The organism is Fictibacillus tiangongensis, assembly GCF_048083785.1.
Classification (GTDB): Bacteria; Bacillota; Bacilli; order Bacillales; family Fictibacillaceae; genus Fictibacillus.
Genome location: NZ_CP182294.1, coordinates 1,215,383 through 1,230,703 on the forward strand (window position 1 = coordinate 1,215,383; position 15,321 = coordinate 1,230,703).

A 15,321-nucleotide genomic window follows, 5' to 3' on the forward strand; every position below is an offset into this window, starting at 1 on the left:
TCATGTTGTATAAATAATTTCTATATAGAATATCCATGCAAGGATCATGCCAAAAAACTAAATTATCTGATATTTTTTCATTTTTCTTACAATTGAAGGCTGACTAGTGCCGAGTGCTTCTGCCATACGTACGGTCGTTTTGTATTTTTTTCGGGCATTTAGTAACACCTGTCTCTCCGTCTCATCCATAATTACTTTAAGCGTTTGAGCTTCATCTAAAGAAGGAGTGGGTGGAGACAACTCTTCTTTTATATGATCAGGAAGCTGTTCAACCGTAATAAGAGTAGAAGGGGATATTACGACTAAACGCTCCATGATATTGATTAATTCTCGTACGTTTCCTCGCCATTCGTAATGCAAAAGATGGTGGATAACAGCTTCATCTAATTTCTTACTTCGGTTGTATTTTTTCTCAAAATGCTCTAACAGCATATGAATAAGCGGTACGATGTCTTCCGTTCTTGAGCGCAGCGGGGGAATGGTAACTGGGACTACGTTTAAACGGAAATACAAGTCTTCACGGAACTGTTTTTCTTGTATCGCTTTTTTGAGATCTTTATTGGTCGCTGAAACTAGACGGAAATCAACTTTAATCGGCTTCGTTCCACCTACGCGATAGAACTGCTTTTCTTGTATGACTTTGAGCACTTTCACTTGATGTGAGAGAGGAAGTTCTCCAATCTCATCTAAAAAAAGTGTGCCTCCATTCGAAAGTTCAATAAGTCCAACTTTGCCTTTTGGTTGAGCCCCTGTAAAAGCCCCTGATTCATAGCCGAATAATTCAGCTTCGAATAGAGAATCCGGAATAGCCCCGCAGTTTACCTCGATAAAGGGACCTTTTGCACGGTGGCTTTTATTATGTATAAATTTAGCTAATAGTGATTTCCCAACGCCAGATTCACCGAGGATTAAAGCATTTACATCCACTTCCGATAATTGAAGTGCTGTAGAGACCACTTTTTTCATATCTTCACTGTTGGCAATGATTCCAGCATCATGCAGCTGCTTGCTTCTTAAAAGACCGAGCTCTGTTTTAACTCTCTGCATTTCTTCTTCCATCGTAATCAAAAAATCTTTGTATTCAGCGAGTTCCGTAATATCGTGTGAGTAGCTGACAACTCTGTATAATTCGCCTTTTTCGTTATAAACGGGAATACCAGTAACCAGGAGTTTCTTGCCTTTGTTCGTTGTTTGGACAAAGGTGATCTTCTTATTTTCTTTTACGACCATCGGAGTTAGGATTGGAGTAAACAAACCTTGAGCTTCTAAATCATAGACCGATTTTCCGATTAAACTTTCAGAGTCTACACCGTAAATTTTACCGGTCACTTCACTAACCTTTAGGATAATGCCGTCAACATTCGTGACTAAGATGTCATCCTTTAGAGAATGAAGGATTTGCTCATTTTCGTTCCAAGTGTCAGTGGGGTTCATTATAATCCTCCTTTTCAACTTATCTATACTAATTATTCAATTCTGAATAATTATTTATTTTTGAATAATTATACAATGAGAAAGGAGAATATGATACTGATTTAGGAATTATTTTTAAAATAAAGGTTCTTTTAACCTATGTTGTTCATTTTATTGGAGATGGACGAGACTCATCTTGAGCTGCCAGAGGCAAAGGGGGGAGCTTAACATAAGAATGCTCTATCTAAAAGATTGTTGCTTTCAAACTCTTTGACTAGTTGATTGGAGTGTAAGGTGCGAGACTCCTCGAAAATGAAAAAGCACATTTTCTTCGTGCGATGCGACGCTGCCGGAGCCTTCCTTGTCCTGCGGGACAGGCGGGCAGGTGAGACACTTAAAAGTGAAACGTACAAATGTGGCTCACCGCCTGCCCCGCGGAAAGCGAGCAGCCTGGAACGGAAATCAACCACTTTAAATAACAACAAAGTACAAAAACAGCCAAAAAGAAAAAGGACCATGTTACTGGTCCTTAGAGAGGCTAAAACAATTCTGTTTTCAATTCCACATCAATGTTACCGCTTGTTGCTTTAGAATACGGGCAAACACCGTGTGCAGTCTTCACGAGTTCTTCTGCTTCTTCTTGACTTACTCCATTAACTCCAACGTTCAGCAAGACAGCTAGTTTAAATCCGCCATCTGTATCTTTGCCGATTGATACTTCAGCAGTTACTTTTGATTGAATGCGCTTTTTAGCTTGTCGTGCGACCAAGTTAAGGGCTGAATCAAAGCAAGCTGCATATCCTGCTGCAAATAGTTGTTCTGGGTTTGTTGCGTTCTCATTTCCAGAACCCCCAAGTCCTTTTGGCATTGCCAACTCGTGGTTTAACACACCATCGTCACTTTTTACCGTACCGGCTCTTCCGCCTTCTGCTGTTGCTTTTGCTGTGTATAATGCTTCCATTACGAACACTCCTTTTTTTGTGTAAAATTTAATTGTGTGCAATTCAAATGACTCGTGATTATAATAACGTAACCTTTAATTGGTGTCAAACGATTTAATTGTGTAAAACTAAATTGTGTTATAATAACATTAAAGATGCACACGAAAGGAACTGCCATGAATAACGATCTATTAAAACTTGAGAATCAAATCTGCTTTAAGATTTATACAGCAGAACGTGAAATTACTAAGCTGTATCGCGATCTTCTTCAAGAAATGAATGTTACGTATCCACAATATTTAGTATTGCTTTTACTATGGGAGAAACATTCACTTTCGGTAAAAGAATTAGGAAAGCGATTGTTTTTAGATTCAGGCACTCTTACACCAATGTTAAAACGTATGGAAAAAAACGGATTGGTTGAGAGGAAGCGATCAGCAGAAGATGAAAGAAGTGTTGTTATTTCCTTAACAGTAAAAGGAGATGCTTTAAAAGAAAAAGCGGAGTGTATTCCAGGTCAGCTTATTGAAAACATCGCGATGAAAAAAGAAGAATTAACTCTTTTGAATAAAACACTCACATCGATGTTAGATCTGCTGCAGAATGAATCACATTAAGAATAAAGAAAAGCGCTTAGAGAAACTAATCTAAGCGCTTTTTCGTTCTTACATGAATACATAAAGAGTTACAAATGAACAATAAAGAAAAACTCACATAGAGGGATAAGTATGTTCAAAAAACGGCGAGAGAAAAAAGTTGAGGAAAAGGCAGTCATCGAGAAACAACAACCTAAAACTAAAACCAGCCTTGAGAAGACCAATTGGGTGGAGGAACTTTCCACATCGAACGATTTCGTTAATGATCATACATCCTCTGAAAAAACAGAGCCATTTTGGATCTCGTACTTTAGAACGCTTGTTCTGTCAGAAACACTGCATAGAGATGTCGTTCCATACCTATCTGAAAGTCATTCCTTAAATAAGGTGAAAAATAGCATCCCTATTCAGCAAACCGTCGTAACATCTGACAAAAAGTTAATTAAAGAGAAGTTATTGCAAGGGTTTGCTGCCATTCGTCTATCAGATCAAGATACGGAATGCTTATTGGTGAATGTTGCCAATAATAAATTCAGAGATATTTCTTTTCCTATGATGGAAAGTACAGCACTTGGTCCTCAAGCTGGCTATGTTGAAGAAATAGACACAAACATCAACTTGATAAGAAAACATTTACCATCTACAGATCTTCATGTAAAAGAAATGCAGGTAGGTAAATTATCTTCAACAAAAGTCGCTGTAATCTATATGGATTCGATTGCGGACAAAGATAACGTTGAAACAGTCTTGCAACGAATAAACGATGTTCAATACGATCATATCTCAGATAGTTCTTACTTAGCATCTATGATTGAAGATAATACAAATTCTCTTTTCCCGCAGATTATCCCAACAGAACGAACAGATCGAACCATTGCCGCACTTACAGAAGGCAAGATTGTCATTGTTGTTGATGGATCTCCGGACGTTTTAATAGCACCGATCACATTAGCAGAATCCGTAGTGGCTATGGAAGATTATTATGTACCTTGGTTAATTGCAAACTATTTGCGGTTGGTTAGATTATTTGGCCTCTTTGTATCAATTGTAATTTCACCTTTATATATAGCCGTTTTAACGTATCATTATGAGTTGATTCCTGCAAAGTTACTTGACTCATTAGTAGCTTCCAGAGCTGCAGTGCCATTTCCACCTATTATAGAAGTTCTTATTCTCGAAATCAGTGTTGAATTTATAAAAGAATCCAGTCTTCGTTTGCCGACTAAAATTGGCACCACGCTGGGGATCGTTGGCGGGATTGTTATTGGACAGGCAATCGTAGAAGCCAAACTAACAAGCAGTATCTTAATCATTTTAGTAGGCTTAAGTACATTAGCTTCCTATACTTCAGCGATTTATAAGTTCAACAACTCAGTAAGGCTTGTTAAATATCCAATTATCGTAATGGCCCAGTTTCTTGGTATGATCGGAATCGTGATCGGACTGAATTTCCTTCTGGTTCATCTATTGCGTTTAACGTCACTCGGAAGGCCGTATATTGGTTTTTACCCGTTTCGTAAAAACATGTTTAAGGATCTGTGGGTACGCTTGCCGTTTTCCATGCAAAAAGAAAATCCGGATAACCTACGTCCACAAGTAAAACAAAAAGCGGTGTTTAATAGGAGGAGTCCAGGCCCGCCTTCAGATTTTGATGAATAGCAGAAAGGAGGTTTAATCATCTTGCAAGTAAATATCAGGCACCAAGTATCACCTTATTTCTTGTTCTTTATCATAATTGGTGCACAAACAGGAGTAGGTATACTAGGTTTTCATCGAATTATTGCAAAACATGCAGGCTATGATGCTTGGATCAGTGTAATGATTGCTGGGGCATTCATTCAACTAGTCATGGCCGTGATGATTCATCTTTTGTCATCTGCAGACGGGGATATTGTAGATGTACATAATCAATTATACGGTAAAACCATTGGATCGATCATGAGCGGAATCATTATGGTCTATTTCTGGCTGGCGGGTGTCAGTGTATTGAGGGAGTATATTGAGATTATCCAAGTATGGATGTTCCCTACATTACCGACATGGGTACTGGCTTTACTGATTCTTATATTGTGTTATTACATTATATCTGGGGGATTCCGTGTCGTGGCAGGCATTAGTTTTGTAGCAGTCTTATATACGGTCCTTCTTTTCTTTAACCATTTTAATCTACCTAGAAATTATATTCATCTAGATAATCTACTTCCTATTTTGGACCACTCGTTTGCTGACCTGTTACGTTCTGCTAAAGAAACAAGTTATTCGATGGCAGGGTTTGAAATCATTTTAATGGTTTTTCCCTTTATAAGAAATGCGAAAAATTCCCGGAAGTTTGCACATCTTGGTCTCGCATATACTACCTTGTTTTATACGGTAGGAGCGTTTACAACTTTCTTATTTATAAGTGAAAAACAAATACAGAGTAACATTTGGGCTAGAATTAATATCAATACGTTAACAACCTTTTCTTTTATCCAGAGGATTGAGTATATTCTCATCTCGTTGTATCTGATCAAAATCGTGGCAATCATAACGCTGATGCTCTGGGCATCGAGCAGAGGCTTAAAAAAAATTTTCAATAAAAAACAAAAAGTTCCTTTGCTTGTTTTAATGTGTTTATCTCTCGTACTATGCCAGCTGCTAGATAACCGGTACAATCTTCATTTGTTCTTGAATACGGTCTCCAGCATATCACTCGGGTTATTTTATCTTTATATTCCTTTATTGTGGCTTGTTTTTTTAATGGTTAAAAAGAAAAAGAGGGTAACAAGATGAAGTCTTATTTGTTAACCATCTCTATCGCATTACTGTTTGTGTTATCCGGATGTCAGATCGTCCCCACACAAAATACGAATGAAATCAGCATTATTCAAGGTTTAGGCTTTGATTTGACTTCAGATGACAAAGTATTGGGAACCATTGTATATCCAGAATATCGGGTAGATGAGACATCAAAAATAGAAATATTAAAAGCGGAAGGTTACACCGTTCAGGAGACCATCGATCGTTCTCAAAATGAAGTTCAGTATCCCTTGGTTAGCGGCCAGCTTCGTATTGCATTGTTTGGTAAAAGCCTTGCAGAGAAAGGATTATATCCATTTATTGATACGTTAAAACGGACGCCAGAAATTGCCAACACGATACAGCTTGCTGTTATAGAAGGGGAAGCTTCGGAATTGCTCTCAATAAAAAAATATGGAAAAGAAAACATTGCGCTGTATTTATCAGATATGATCGAGCAAAACGCAAGAATAGGTGAACTGCCTACTACTGACTTGGCTATCTTCTCTTACAATTATCACAATGACGGAAATGATCCGTACTTGCCGCTGCTAAAAAAAGATAAAGACAAGATTAAAATAAACGGTATTGGTTTACTTAAGGATGATCGATTAATAACGACGTTGCCTATAAAAGATGTATACACGCTAAAAATGTTGATAGAACATTTTAAGATGGGAACACATCAATACAAGTTAAATGATGATGAGTTTGTAGTAATCGGCAATATCAAGTCAACACCATACTATGAGGTTAAAGTAAACAATGGTATTCCTGAATTTAATATCAAAATAAAAATGGATGCGAGGCTTCAAGAGTACAGAAGTAATGATGGAAAGCCGACAGACAAAAAGAAAGTAAAGAAACTTCAGGTGCAAATAAAAAAGAGGATAGAACAAGACGCTGCAAGAATCATTACGTTACTTCAGGAAAACGGTGTTGATCCAATTGGGCTCGGTTCTAAATATGAAGCGCATTACCGAGATTTTGATTTAAAAAAGTGGGAAGAGCAATATCCTGATTTAAAAGTGAAAGTGAATGTAGACTTAGAAATGATTAACTCTGGTGTTGTTGAATAAAGAAAAGGACTGCCCATTCAAGCAGTCCTTCTTTCATCATTAATTAGATTAATTACTGTTATTTGCTTCATCATCACGCATGAGCCAGCCTTCAAAGTGGCGTTTTACATAGTTTTCAGCATCTTGATAGCTCTCAAACGTTTCCTCTACCGGATGTGTTTTATGTGTGATCAGCCATCTTTGGTTATCATCAGAAAAAATCTTCGATACTTCACGGTGATTGTTCACATACAAGCTGCCATCAGGATTTTCCTTCACGTTATGTTCGTTCTTCGGTGCATCAATTCGTCTAGGCTGTTCATGGAATGCTGCACCAACGAACTTTTCAAACGCTTCAGATGTCATGTTTCCACCTGAAGCTTTCGGGTGTCCGCCGCCACCATACTGTTTCGCATAAATGGAGCAATCCACTTCATCATGAATGGTACGAAGACCGATTCGTTTGTTTGCGATATTTAGAATCACGATCAAGTCTAAATGAGGATTTTCACGATTGATCTCGTTTCCAAGTTCAGAGTGATAACGTTCAGCATGAATAATACCAATTTTATACGTTTTCTCTTCAGAGCCATCACCTAAAGACCAAGTATCCCAGATCTCGACCATCTGACGCTGTTTCTTTTTGATGTAATCTGCGATGTTTTCTTCTTCTAGATCGAGAATCGTTGTTTCTGTTTCTGAGAACTGAAAAGAATCACCTTTTAAACGATCCATGATCTGATCTTCAAATTTATCAGGAGGCAGGATAAAGAATAAGTCGTTCAAACGCTTAGCTTCAACCTTCTGGTCAAACCATTCCCACGTATCATATAAACGGACAAGCTCTACATATTCATCGAGTGCACCTGTTGGTTTAAGCTTATTGTTCTCGATTAAATATTCGTAGAAAAGGGAAGTGGCACATGTTAAACGGTCATCGTCATAACGAACTTGAACATGCCCCCAGTCAAAGCCATTAAAATGAAGGGCTGTTGCATGATGATCGATGAGCTTCACTTTTCCGCCAGCATTCGAACGTTCATCAAGCCGCATCATTAATTCTTCATTGACCGCAATATCGGTAATGATAATTTCTGTTTTTCTCTCTTTCGGATTATCGAGCAGCATCTCTACACGATCGTTAATCGTTCCGTGTGAACAATACGAAATTTTACAATTGTCTCCAAATGCGAGTTGTGCTAAATAACCGCACGATTTTCCGTCTAAATCATTGTGTGAAAATAAATGAATCATGTCAGTATCCTCTCTATTATGCTCTCTGTCTAGAGTATCGTCATAAAGCATAAAGTTCAACCTTTAAAAAAATTTACTATATCGAAGCATTTATCATGAATTACAAATTAGCACCAGATAATTATGAGCAAATGATGATGTGCATGGGTGTTGTGTTTGGTGTGTCTATACTTTCAGGCAGTGTTTTATGTTCGATGCTCGCTAAAAAGATTAGACTTTCCTATGCCATTGTTCTCGGTCTATTCGTTAGTGGAGTATCTCTTGGTTTATGGGCAATAGCACCAAATGTAGGGTCATTCTTTATTTTAACGGGATTGGCTGGGTTTAGCATTCCATTGATCAATATCGGTATCGGGGGCTGGTTACCTAAAATCGTAGACTCTAAAATGATGGGACGTGTCCAAGGATGGATCTCACCGATCAATATGTTGTCTCATACGATGACTCTCGGTTTAATCGCAGTGCTCTTTCCGAAAGTTTTAACTGTGGAAATGCTGTTTTGGGTAATTGGAGGATGTCTGATTGTGGTTGGACTCTTCTATATGTTAACTCTACCTAAGTATGATATGGATGAAGAAGAAAACAAAAAAGAGCTGCAATTAGAAAAAGTACCAGGTTAAAGGTGGAGATTATGGCGAACCCCTTTTATAATGAAAAGCGGAGGGGAAGTCATGGCAACATTTCAAAACGTGCTATTCTGGATCTTTTTAATCTTACCGATCATTCTTTTCTTTGTAGCGATTGCAAGAACTTCATGGGTTTTAATGCTCGTAAACCTGTTCTTAGCTCTGCCGATCATTTGGTTTGTGAGCTGGGTTACAGAAAGTTATGGAGCTGTCTTCGTGATAATTGCAATCCATTTGTTCACAGGAGTATGGCTCTGGACGAAAAGAAAGAGATTGGATTTCAGATCTTTTTAACAAAACTAAGCAAAGTTCAATTTGCTTAGTTTTTTTTATGAGTTATTATGATTTTGCATTAAAACTTTGTATTTATCAATTTGATTTATTAGAATATTAAAACTATTAATTTATTTAAAAAACAACTTAAATAAAAGATAATAAAAGAAATTAGATGATTTGTTTGCCATTTATGAAATATAAGGTTGTATTTTTATTATTTTCAAGTGAAATATAAATATTTTGGAGTTTTTAGTTCGTTTACAACGAACTAAAGCAGGAGTAATATATTTCTTATCGTAAAACTTTAAAATTTTTCCATGACCGCTGAATCCATTTTTGGAACGGAGGAACCATCGGCAGTTTTTTATTGCCTGGGGTGAAACTTATTAAGTCGGGCGACTTCTGCCGTCCGAACCCGTCAGCTAACTTCGTAAGCGTGGTAGGAGAGGGAAGGTGAACATTAACAAAGAGTAATGACAACTTAAAATATGATATTTATATCATGCGTCTTTATCGCTTAATTCCTAAAACTTTTAGGAAGCGGGGGAACCAATCGCAGGCTATCTTGTCTGCATGGGGTGAATCTCGAGAGATCGAGTAGGGCTACTCTCAAGCCCGAATCCGTCAGCTAACTCCGTAAGCGTTCAGAGAGAGGCAACAAATTTCGTGTATTCACACGCTTATTCAAGTATGTGTAGAAGCCGCGAGAAGAGTTCCTCTTCCGCAGGCTTCTTTTTTGTTGCCTTTTTTTCACTATCCAAACGTATAACTTGTTGGCACGATGATTTTCGACGTAGCACCAAGTTTAAGACGATAGTATAAGTGCAACTAAGGCTGACATGAGAGGCTAGAAGTCAGCCTAGTTTTCTTTACCGAAATGGAGGATGTAACGATGGGGAAATCATCCGGGAACGTGCTCATTATGTTTCCAGATCAAGTTTCAGATGTATTTATTTCAAAACTAAGATTATGTGACGACTATCAATCTCTTGTTCTCTGTGTTCCTAACCGAAATGAAGCAGATAGACTTTCACAAGTTGGTTTTCAACATGTATATGTCATGAATTATGGTGACAAGCGTAAATTCATCGAAATGGTAGGTCCGTTTGTTCAAAAGATTGTTGTTGTTGAATCAGGATTTTTAGAATGCTGTCAAACGATTGAACTCATTCGCAGCATCTATAACATACCTGTTTATGTCATCAAATCAGACACACGGTATGTTTCCAGAGTTTATAAGGAATTAGGTGCTGATTACGTAATCTACAACAAAACCGGAAATATTCAATTCTTACTTTCTTCATAAAAAATGAGCGGAGGAATCCTTTTATGAGATTGAGTCCAAACGAAATTGAACAGATTTTGTTAAAAGCGAAAAGAGATCAATTGAATGCTTATTATGCAAGTGTGATTCAACATAGTCTCTCAAAATGGGTCATACAAAACGCGCTTAGAAGTAAAGGTTAAACAATTTAAGAGGGGACTAAATCATAAAAGTTCCCTCTGTATTTCAAACCAATGATAGGCAGGGAAAAACATGGGGACAGAGTCAGTTGTTTTATTGCCAAAACGGTTATCGATCGGACAGATCAATGAATTTGTCAATGCTGCTGGTTCTTTTGAAAGTGAGATCCTTTTCTTTTATCAAGGCATACAGATTAATGCGAAAGGATTGCTCTCTGTTAATCTATTCTTTTTGTCTCATTATTCTAAAAATCTGGATGAACCGATCACACTTAGAGTGGAAGGTTCTGACGCACAAGATGCGATTAAAGATTTGTCACATATGCTATCAAATTTTTATGAGTAGTGTACTAGTTAGTTAGGAGGAAGTTGCATTGTTAGATCTTTATATGGTTTTAACTCTAATCGTTTCATTTTTGGTTTATTTTAATTTTATTTACTGGTGTGATCGAGTTGTTGGAGGAGACGAGAAAAAATGATAATAACGATGATTGCGACAGGTGGCGTGTTTTTGTACTTAGTATACGCATTGATTAATCCTGAAAAATTTTAAGGTAACTAATTAACATACATTTGAAGATTTACTTAGGAGGAACAAGGTAATGGGCGTTTTGCAAATGGCAATCGTGATTCTTTTACTGCTTCTGATCGTGAAACCACTAGGAAGCTATATCTATCACGTATTTTCCAACAAATCTAACAAAACAGATAAAGTGTTTGCTGGAATTGAAAAAATCATTTATTCAATATCTGGAATAAAAGAAAGACCAGGCATGACATGGAAAAAGTATACGATGTCATTATTATTAACGAACATTGTCCTGGTCGCAGTCGGCTATGTCATTTTAAGACTTCAAAAGTGGCTTCCATTAAATCCTAGCCAAATTGACAACATGGAATCGACGCTGTCCTTTAATACGATTGTCAGTTTTATGACGAATACAAACCTGCAGCATTATAGTGGAGAAACAGGACTATCTTACTTTTCTCAAATGTCTGTCATCATGATGATGATGTTTACTTCTGCAGTGACAGGAATCATTGTAGCAATTGCATTTATTCGTGGTATTACAAGCAAAGGTACAACGATTGGTAACTTTTTTGAAGACTTTGTAAAAGGCCATACACGTTTACTTATTCCAATGGCTGTAGTCGTCACCCTCGTTTTAGTTGGATTAAAGGTTCCACAAACGTTAGATGGTACGATTCAGATTACAACTTTAGAAGGAGAGAAGCAGGAAATCGCAACAGGGCCAGTGGCTTCGCTCGTTTCTATTAAACACTTAGGTACGAACGGTGGGGGGTTCTTTGGAGTGAACTCAGCACATCCTTTTGAGAATCCTAGTCCGTTAACTAATGTGATCGAAATACTGTCAATGTGGTGTATACCTGCTGCATTAACATACACGTATGGACGTTTTGCTAAAAATCAAAAACAAGGCTGGGTTATTTTCGGTGCGATGGCTATTCTCTTTATTGCGTTCTTATCTTTAATCTATATTTCCGAAAGTAACGGAAATCCAGCAATGAATGCTATCGGTCTTAGTTCAGAACAAGGAAGCATGGAAGGAAAAGAAGTTCGTTTTGGAATAGCTCAATCTGCACTGTTTAGCACAGTAACAACAGCTGCTACAACAGGAACGGTTAATAACATGCATGATACCTTGACTCCCCTTGGTGGAATTACACCATTGTCACTTATGATGTTAAATACAGTGTTTGGTGGAGATGGAGTAGGTTTAGTGAACATGCTCATGTATGCGATCATCGGAGTGTTCATCTGCGGTCTGATGGTTGGTCGTACACCAGAATTTTTAGGCCGTAAAATAGAGCCAAGAGAAATGAAACTTATAACGATAGCGCTTCTTGCACACCCGTTGATTATATTGTGTCCGACTGCCTTAGCTTTTATGACAGAGCTTGGAAAAGGGGCGATAAGCAACCCGGGATTCCATGGTATTTCACAAGTTCTCTATGAGTATACTTCTGCTGCAGCAAATAACGGCTCAGGCTTTGAGGGTCTTGGAGACAATACGCCGTTTTGGAATATCTCAACAGGACTTGTCATGCTACTTGGCAGGTACGTTTCCATCATCGCATTGCTCGCTGTAGCAGGGTCTCTTGTAAAAAAACAACCTGTTCCTGAAACGATTGGTACGTTTAGAACAGACAACATCCTTTTTGTAGGTATTCTTGTTGGGGCAGTGCTTATTATTGGTGCGTTAACCTTCTTACCCGTAATGGCGCTTGGACCAATAGCTGAATACTTGTCGATCCGTTAATTTAGAGAGGTGCAGATAAAAATGAATCAATCCAAACAGAGTGTTCGTTCTGGCCTCATCAGCCGAGCGATGGTGGAAAGTATAGTGAAGTTAAATCCAATTACGATGATGAAGAATCCGGTTATGTTTGTAGTAGAGATCGGTACATTCCTTGTCTTGCTCATGATGATCATGCCTAAGCAGTTTGATGCTGAAGGTAGATTTGGTTATAACTTATCGGTTTTCTTAATCCTTTTATTCACCATTCTTTTTGCAAACTTTGCAGAAGCCTTAGCAGAAGGTAGAGGAAAAGCGCAAGCCGATAGTTTAAAGAAAACGAAAAAAGGCACAATCGCAAAAAAAGTGGTCAAATCAGGAACGATCAAAGAAGTATCTTCAGAAGATCTTCGTAAAGGAGATATCGTTTTAATCGAGACAGGTGACATGGTTCCGGGTGACGGTGAGATTATTGAAGGGCTTGCGTCCATTGATGAATCTGCTATCACAGGAGAATCAGCACCAGTCATTAAAGAAGCAGGAGGAGATTTTAGTTCTGTAACGGGCGGCACTAAAGTGGTCAGTGACTTCATCAAAGTTAGGATTACCGCAGATCCAGGTGAGTCATTTTTAGATAAGATGATCTCCTTAGTAGAAGGGGCTAAACGTCAAAAGACACCGAACGAGATCGCACTTAACATTTTGCTTGTAACGTTGACGATCATCTTTTTGTTAGTAGTCGTAACGATTGTTCCAATAGCTGATTATGTAGGAGTAAATCTAGAAGTGTCAACACTAATAGCTCTACTCGTCTGTCTCATTCCAACAACAATTGGTGCGTTATTATCAGCGATTGGAATCGCTGGTATGGACCGTGTAACACGCTTTAACGTATTAGCGATGTCAGGAAAAGCAGTTGAAGCAGCAGGTGATATTAATACCATCATCTTAGATAAGACAGGGACGATTACATTTGGTAACCGTCTAGCTGCAGAATTTATTCCGGTAGGCTGGTCTGCAAAGAAAGAATTAACTGAAATGGCAGTCGTAACATCCTTATTTGATGAAACACCGGAAGGAAGATCAGTAGTAGAGTTGGCGAGGAAACAAGGGTTCACTTCGGATACCTCGAATTATGAATCAGGCGAAATTGTACCTTTTACAGCTGAAGAACGAATGAGCGGAATTAACTTGGATGGCCAACATTACCGAAAAGGTGCTGTTGACTCCATCATTAAGTTTGTAGAGAAGCAAGCTGGAGAGATTCCAGAAGATCTGAAAAAGAAAAGTGATGGGATAGCGAAAAAAGGTGGTACTCCGCTTGCCGTCTGTATGAATGATAGAATCTATGGATTGATCTATTTAAAAGACACCGTTAAGCCAGGAATGCGTGAACGTTTTGATGAACTAAGAAAAATGGGGATTAAAACAATCATGTGTACAGGAGATAACCCCTTAACTGCTGCAACCATCGCAAAAGAAGCAGGGGTGGATGACTTTATTGCCGAATCAAAGCCTGAAGATAAGATACGTGTGATCCGTGAAGAACAGGAAAAAGGAAAACTAGTTGCTATGACAGGAGATGGAACGAACGACGCCCCAGCACTTGCTCAAGCAGATGTAGGACTCGCGATGAACTCAGGAACGACTGCAGCTAAAGAAGCGGCAAACATGGTTGATCTTGATTCAGACCCAACGAAAATCATTGAAGTGGTAGCGATTGGAAAACAGTTGCTCATGACTAGAGGATCTTTGACCACGTTTAGTATTGCGAATGATATTGCGAAGTATTTCGCTATTATACCAGCAATGTTTACAGCTGCTATACCAGAGATGCAGGCTCTCAATGTTATGGGGTTACATTCCCCAACGAGTGCCATTATTTCAGCGCTGATCTTTAACGCGATCATCATCCCCCTCTTGATTCCGCTTGCCATGAAGGGTGTTAAATATGTGCCGATGAGCGCAAATAAGTTGTTATATAAAAACATTCTGATCTATGGAGTGGGAGGAATTGTAGTCCCGTTTATTGGGATTAAGCTGATCGACATGATTGTAAAAGTATTCATGTAATAATGAACGGGAGGATTATGAGTGTGTTTAAAATAATTAGATTGTCACTATTGTTGATCGTATTATGCGGTATCATCTACCCGCTTGCTATGACAGGTATTGCTCAGGCTGTTTTCCCTGCACAGGCAGATGGTAGTCTGGTAGAAAATAAAGACGGTAATATTGTTGGATCAGAGTTGATCGGGCAGAATTATAACAATCCGCAATATTTCCAAGGTCGAGTTTCCTCTATAGAAAATAACGGAGCGTCTACAGGATCAAATAACTATGCTCCATCCAATGAAGATATGTTGAAAAGAACAGAGGACTCTATTAAGGTATTGAAAAAAGAAAATCCAGAACTAGATAAAAAAGATATTCCATTAGACCTGATCACAAATTCAGGTTCAGGTCTTGATCCACATATTTCTGTTCGCGCTGCTGAGTTTCAAGCAGAGCGTGTGAGTGAGGAAACCGGTATAAAAATAGAAGAATTGCTAGCCATGATTAAAGATTCAACAACGAATAGAAGTTTAGGAATCTTTGGTGAACCGCATGTAAACGTCTTGGAATTAAATATGAAAGTTCAAGATGTAATGGAATAG

The 15,321-nt window shown here is 38.2% G+C and carries 16 protein-coding genes and 2 riboswitches; of the genes, 13 read left to right on the forward strand and 3 right to left on the reverse strand.

Annotated elements, in window-relative coordinates; translation table 11 throughout:
• Positions 1-57: 57 nt before the first annotated feature.
• On the reverse strand, positions 58-1,434 hold the full coding sequence (locus ACNJYY_RS06670; RefSeq protein WP_416731078.1) for a sigma-54 interaction domain-containing protein: 1,377 nt from the start codon (positions 1,432-1,434) through the stop codon (positions 58-60).
• A 517-nt stretch (positions 1,435-1,951) separates the two neighbouring features.
• Complete coding sequence (locus ACNJYY_RS06675) at positions 1,952-2,374, reverse strand: organic hydroperoxide resistance protein (protein ID WP_416731079.1); 423 nt, start codon at positions 2,372-2,374, stop codon at positions 1,952-1,954.
• Between the two features lie 156 nt (positions 2,375-2,530).
• Here ACNJYY_RS06675 and ACNJYY_RS06680 point away from each other — a divergent pair, with 156 nt between their 5' ends.
• The 4 genes from ACNJYY_RS06680 (at position 2,531) to ACNJYY_RS06695 (ending at position 6,807) form a co-directional block, all read left to right on the forward strand.
• The gene (locus ACNJYY_RS06680) at positions 2,531-2,971 is read left to right on the forward strand and encodes a MarR family winged helix-turn-helix transcriptional regulator (protein WP_416731080.1); all 441 of its coding nucleotides are present in this window, start codon (positions 2,531-2,533) and stop codon (positions 2,969-2,971) included.
• 111 nt (positions 2,972-3,082) lie between these two features.
• Complete coding sequence (locus ACNJYY_RS06685) at positions 3,083-4,609, forward strand: spore germination protein (RefSeq protein ID WP_416731081.1); 1,527 nt, start codon at positions 3,083-3,085, stop codon at positions 4,607-4,609.
• A 21-nt stretch (positions 4,610-4,630) separates the two neighbouring features.
• Positions 4,631-5,722 carry a GerAB/ArcD/ProY family transporter gene (locus tag ACNJYY_RS06690; RefSeq protein ID WP_416731082.1) on the forward strand — a complete coding sequence of 364 codons (1,092 nt, stop codon included), beginning with the start codon at positions 4,631-4,633 and terminating at the stop codon, positions 5,720-5,722.
• Positions 5,719-6,807, forward strand: coding sequence for a Ger(x)C family spore germination protein (locus tag ACNJYY_RS06695; protein ID WP_416731083.1), 1,089 nt, complete (start codon positions 5,719-5,721; stop codon positions 6,805-6,807). The genes ACNJYY_RS06690 and ACNJYY_RS06695 overlap by 4 nt, the downstream gene beginning before the upstream one ends.
• Positions 6,808-6,855: 48 nt before the next feature.
• Here the strand turns inward: ACNJYY_RS06695 and ACNJYY_RS06700 are convergent, their stop codons facing one another.
• A complete protein-coding gene (locus ACNJYY_RS06700; RefSeq protein WP_416731084.1) occupies positions 6,856-8,040 on the reverse strand; it encodes a DHH family phosphoesterase in 1,185 nt (394 codons plus the stop codon).
• A 95-nt stretch (positions 8,041-8,135) separates the two neighbouring features.
• Here ACNJYY_RS06700 and ACNJYY_RS06705 point away from each other — a divergent pair, with 95 nt between their 5' ends.
• The 9 genes from ACNJYY_RS06705 (at position 8,136) to kdpC (ending at position 15,321) form a co-directional block, all read left to right on the forward strand.
• Complete coding sequence (locus ACNJYY_RS06705) at positions 8,136-8,660, forward strand: MFS transporter (protein ID WP_416731085.1); 525 nt, start codon at positions 8,136-8,138, stop codon at positions 8,658-8,660.
• A gap of 51 nt (positions 8,661-8,711) precedes the next feature.
• Positions 8,712-8,960: a hypothetical protein gene (locus ACNJYY_RS06710; RefSeq protein WP_416731086.1), complete on the forward strand. Its 249-nt coding sequence runs from the start codon at positions 8,712-8,714 to the stop codon at positions 8,958-8,960.
• A 294-nt stretch (positions 8,961-9,254) separates the two neighbouring features.
• Positions 9,255-9,395, forward strand: a riboswitch (cyclic di-AMP (ydaO/yuaA leader).
• Positions 9,396-9,446: 51 nt separating this feature from the next.
• Positions 9,447-9,601: riboswitch (cyclic di-AMP (ydaO/yuaA leader) on the forward strand.
• A 233-nt stretch (positions 9,602-9,834) separates the two neighbouring features.
• Positions 9,835-10,248, forward strand: a complete 414-nt coding sequence (locus ACNJYY_RS06715) for a hypothetical protein (RefSeq protein WP_416731087.1) — start codon at positions 9,835-9,837, stop codon at positions 10,246-10,248.
• A 23-nt stretch (positions 10,249-10,271) separates the two neighbouring features.
• Entirely contained in the window at positions 10,272-10,409 is a 138-nt protein-coding gene (locus ACNJYY_RS06720) for a hypothetical protein (protein WP_186320564.1), read from the forward strand.
• A gap of 70 nt (positions 10,410-10,479) precedes the next feature.
• Positions 10,480-10,752, forward strand: a complete 273-nt coding sequence (locus ACNJYY_RS06725) for an HPr family phosphocarrier protein (protein ID WP_416731088.1) — start codon at positions 10,480-10,482, stop codon at positions 10,750-10,752.
• A gap of 141 nt (positions 10,753-10,893) precedes the next feature.
• Complete coding sequence (kdpF, locus tag ACNJYY_RS06730) at positions 10,894-10,959, forward strand: K(+)-transporting ATPase subunit F (RefSeq protein WP_370630109.1); 66 nt, start codon at positions 10,894-10,896, stop codon at positions 10,957-10,959.
• 49 nt (positions 10,960-11,008) lie between these two features.
• Positions 11,009-12,688, forward strand: a complete 1,680-nt coding sequence (kdpA, locus tag ACNJYY_RS06735; protein WP_416731089.1) for a potassium-transporting ATPase subunit KdpA — start codon at positions 11,009-11,011, stop codon at positions 12,686-12,688.
• A gap of 21 nt (positions 12,689-12,709) precedes the next feature.
• On the forward strand, positions 12,710-14,737 hold the full coding sequence (gene kdpB, locus ACNJYY_RS06740) for a potassium-transporting ATPase subunit KdpB (protein WP_416731090.1): 2,028 nt from the start codon (positions 12,710-12,712) through the stop codon (positions 14,735-14,737).
• A 17-nt stretch (positions 14,738-14,754) separates the two neighbouring features.
• Complete coding sequence (gene kdpC, locus ACNJYY_RS06745) at positions 14,755-15,321, forward strand: potassium-transporting ATPase subunit KdpC (protein ID WP_416731091.1); 567 nt, start codon at positions 14,755-14,757, stop codon at positions 15,319-15,321.

Excerpts from the sequence above, each read along its gene's own strand:
- ACNJYY_RS06725 (WP_416731088.1), top strand. The coding sequence starts at position 10,480 with ATGGGGACAGAGTCAGTTGTTTTATTGCCAAAACGGTTATCGATCGGA.
- ACNJYY_RS06720 (WP_186320564.1), top strand. The coding sequence starts at position 10,272 with ATGAGATTGAGTCCAAACGAAATTGAACAGATTTTGTTAAAAGCGAAA.
- ACNJYY_RS06680 (WP_416731080.1), top strand. The coding sequence starts at position 2,531 with ATGAATAACGATCTATTAAAACTTGAGAATCAAATCTGCTTTAAGATT.
- ACNJYY_RS06700 (WP_416731084.1), bottom strand. The coding sequence starts at position 8,040 with ATGATTCATTTATTTTCACACAATGATTTAGACGGAAAATCGTGCGGT.
- ACNJYY_RS06705 (WP_416731085.1), top strand. The coding sequence starts at position 8,136 with ATGAATTACAAATTAGCACCAGATAATTATGAGCAAATGATGATGTGC.
- ACNJYY_RS06710 (WP_416731086.1), top strand. The coding sequence starts at position 8,712 with ATGGCAACATTTCAAAACGTGCTATTCTGGATCTTTTTAATCTTACCG.
- ACNJYY_RS06715 (WP_416731087.1), top strand. The coding sequence starts at position 9,835 with ATGGGGAAATCATCCGGGAACGTGCTCATTATGTTTCCAGATCAAGTT.
- kdpB (WP_416731090.1), top strand. The coding sequence starts at position 12,710 with ATGAATCAATCCAAACAGAGTGTTCGTTCTGGCCTCATCAGCCGAGCG.
- kdpA (WP_416731089.1), top strand. The coding sequence starts at position 11,009 with ATGGGCGTTTTGCAAATGGCAATCGTGATTCTTTTACTGCTTCTGATC.
- ACNJYY_RS06670 (WP_416731078.1), bottom strand. The coding sequence starts at position 1,434 with ATGAACCCCACTGACACTTGGAACGAAAATGAGCAAATCCTTCATTCT.
- ACNJYY_RS06675 (WP_416731079.1), bottom strand. The coding sequence starts at position 2,374 with ATGGAAGCATTATACACAGCAAAAGCAACAGCAGAAGGCGGAAGAGCC.
- kdpC (WP_416731091.1), top strand. The coding sequence starts at position 14,755 with ATGAGTGTGTTTAAAATAATTAGATTGTCACTATTGTTGATCGTATTA.
- ACNJYY_RS06685 (WP_416731081.1), top strand. The coding sequence starts at position 3,083 with ATGTTCAAAAAACGGCGAGAGAAAAAAGTTGAGGAAAAGGCAGTCATC.
- ACNJYY_RS06695 (WP_416731083.1), top strand. The coding sequence starts at position 5,719 with ATGAAGTCTTATTTGTTAACCATCTCTATCGCATTACTGTTTGTGTTA.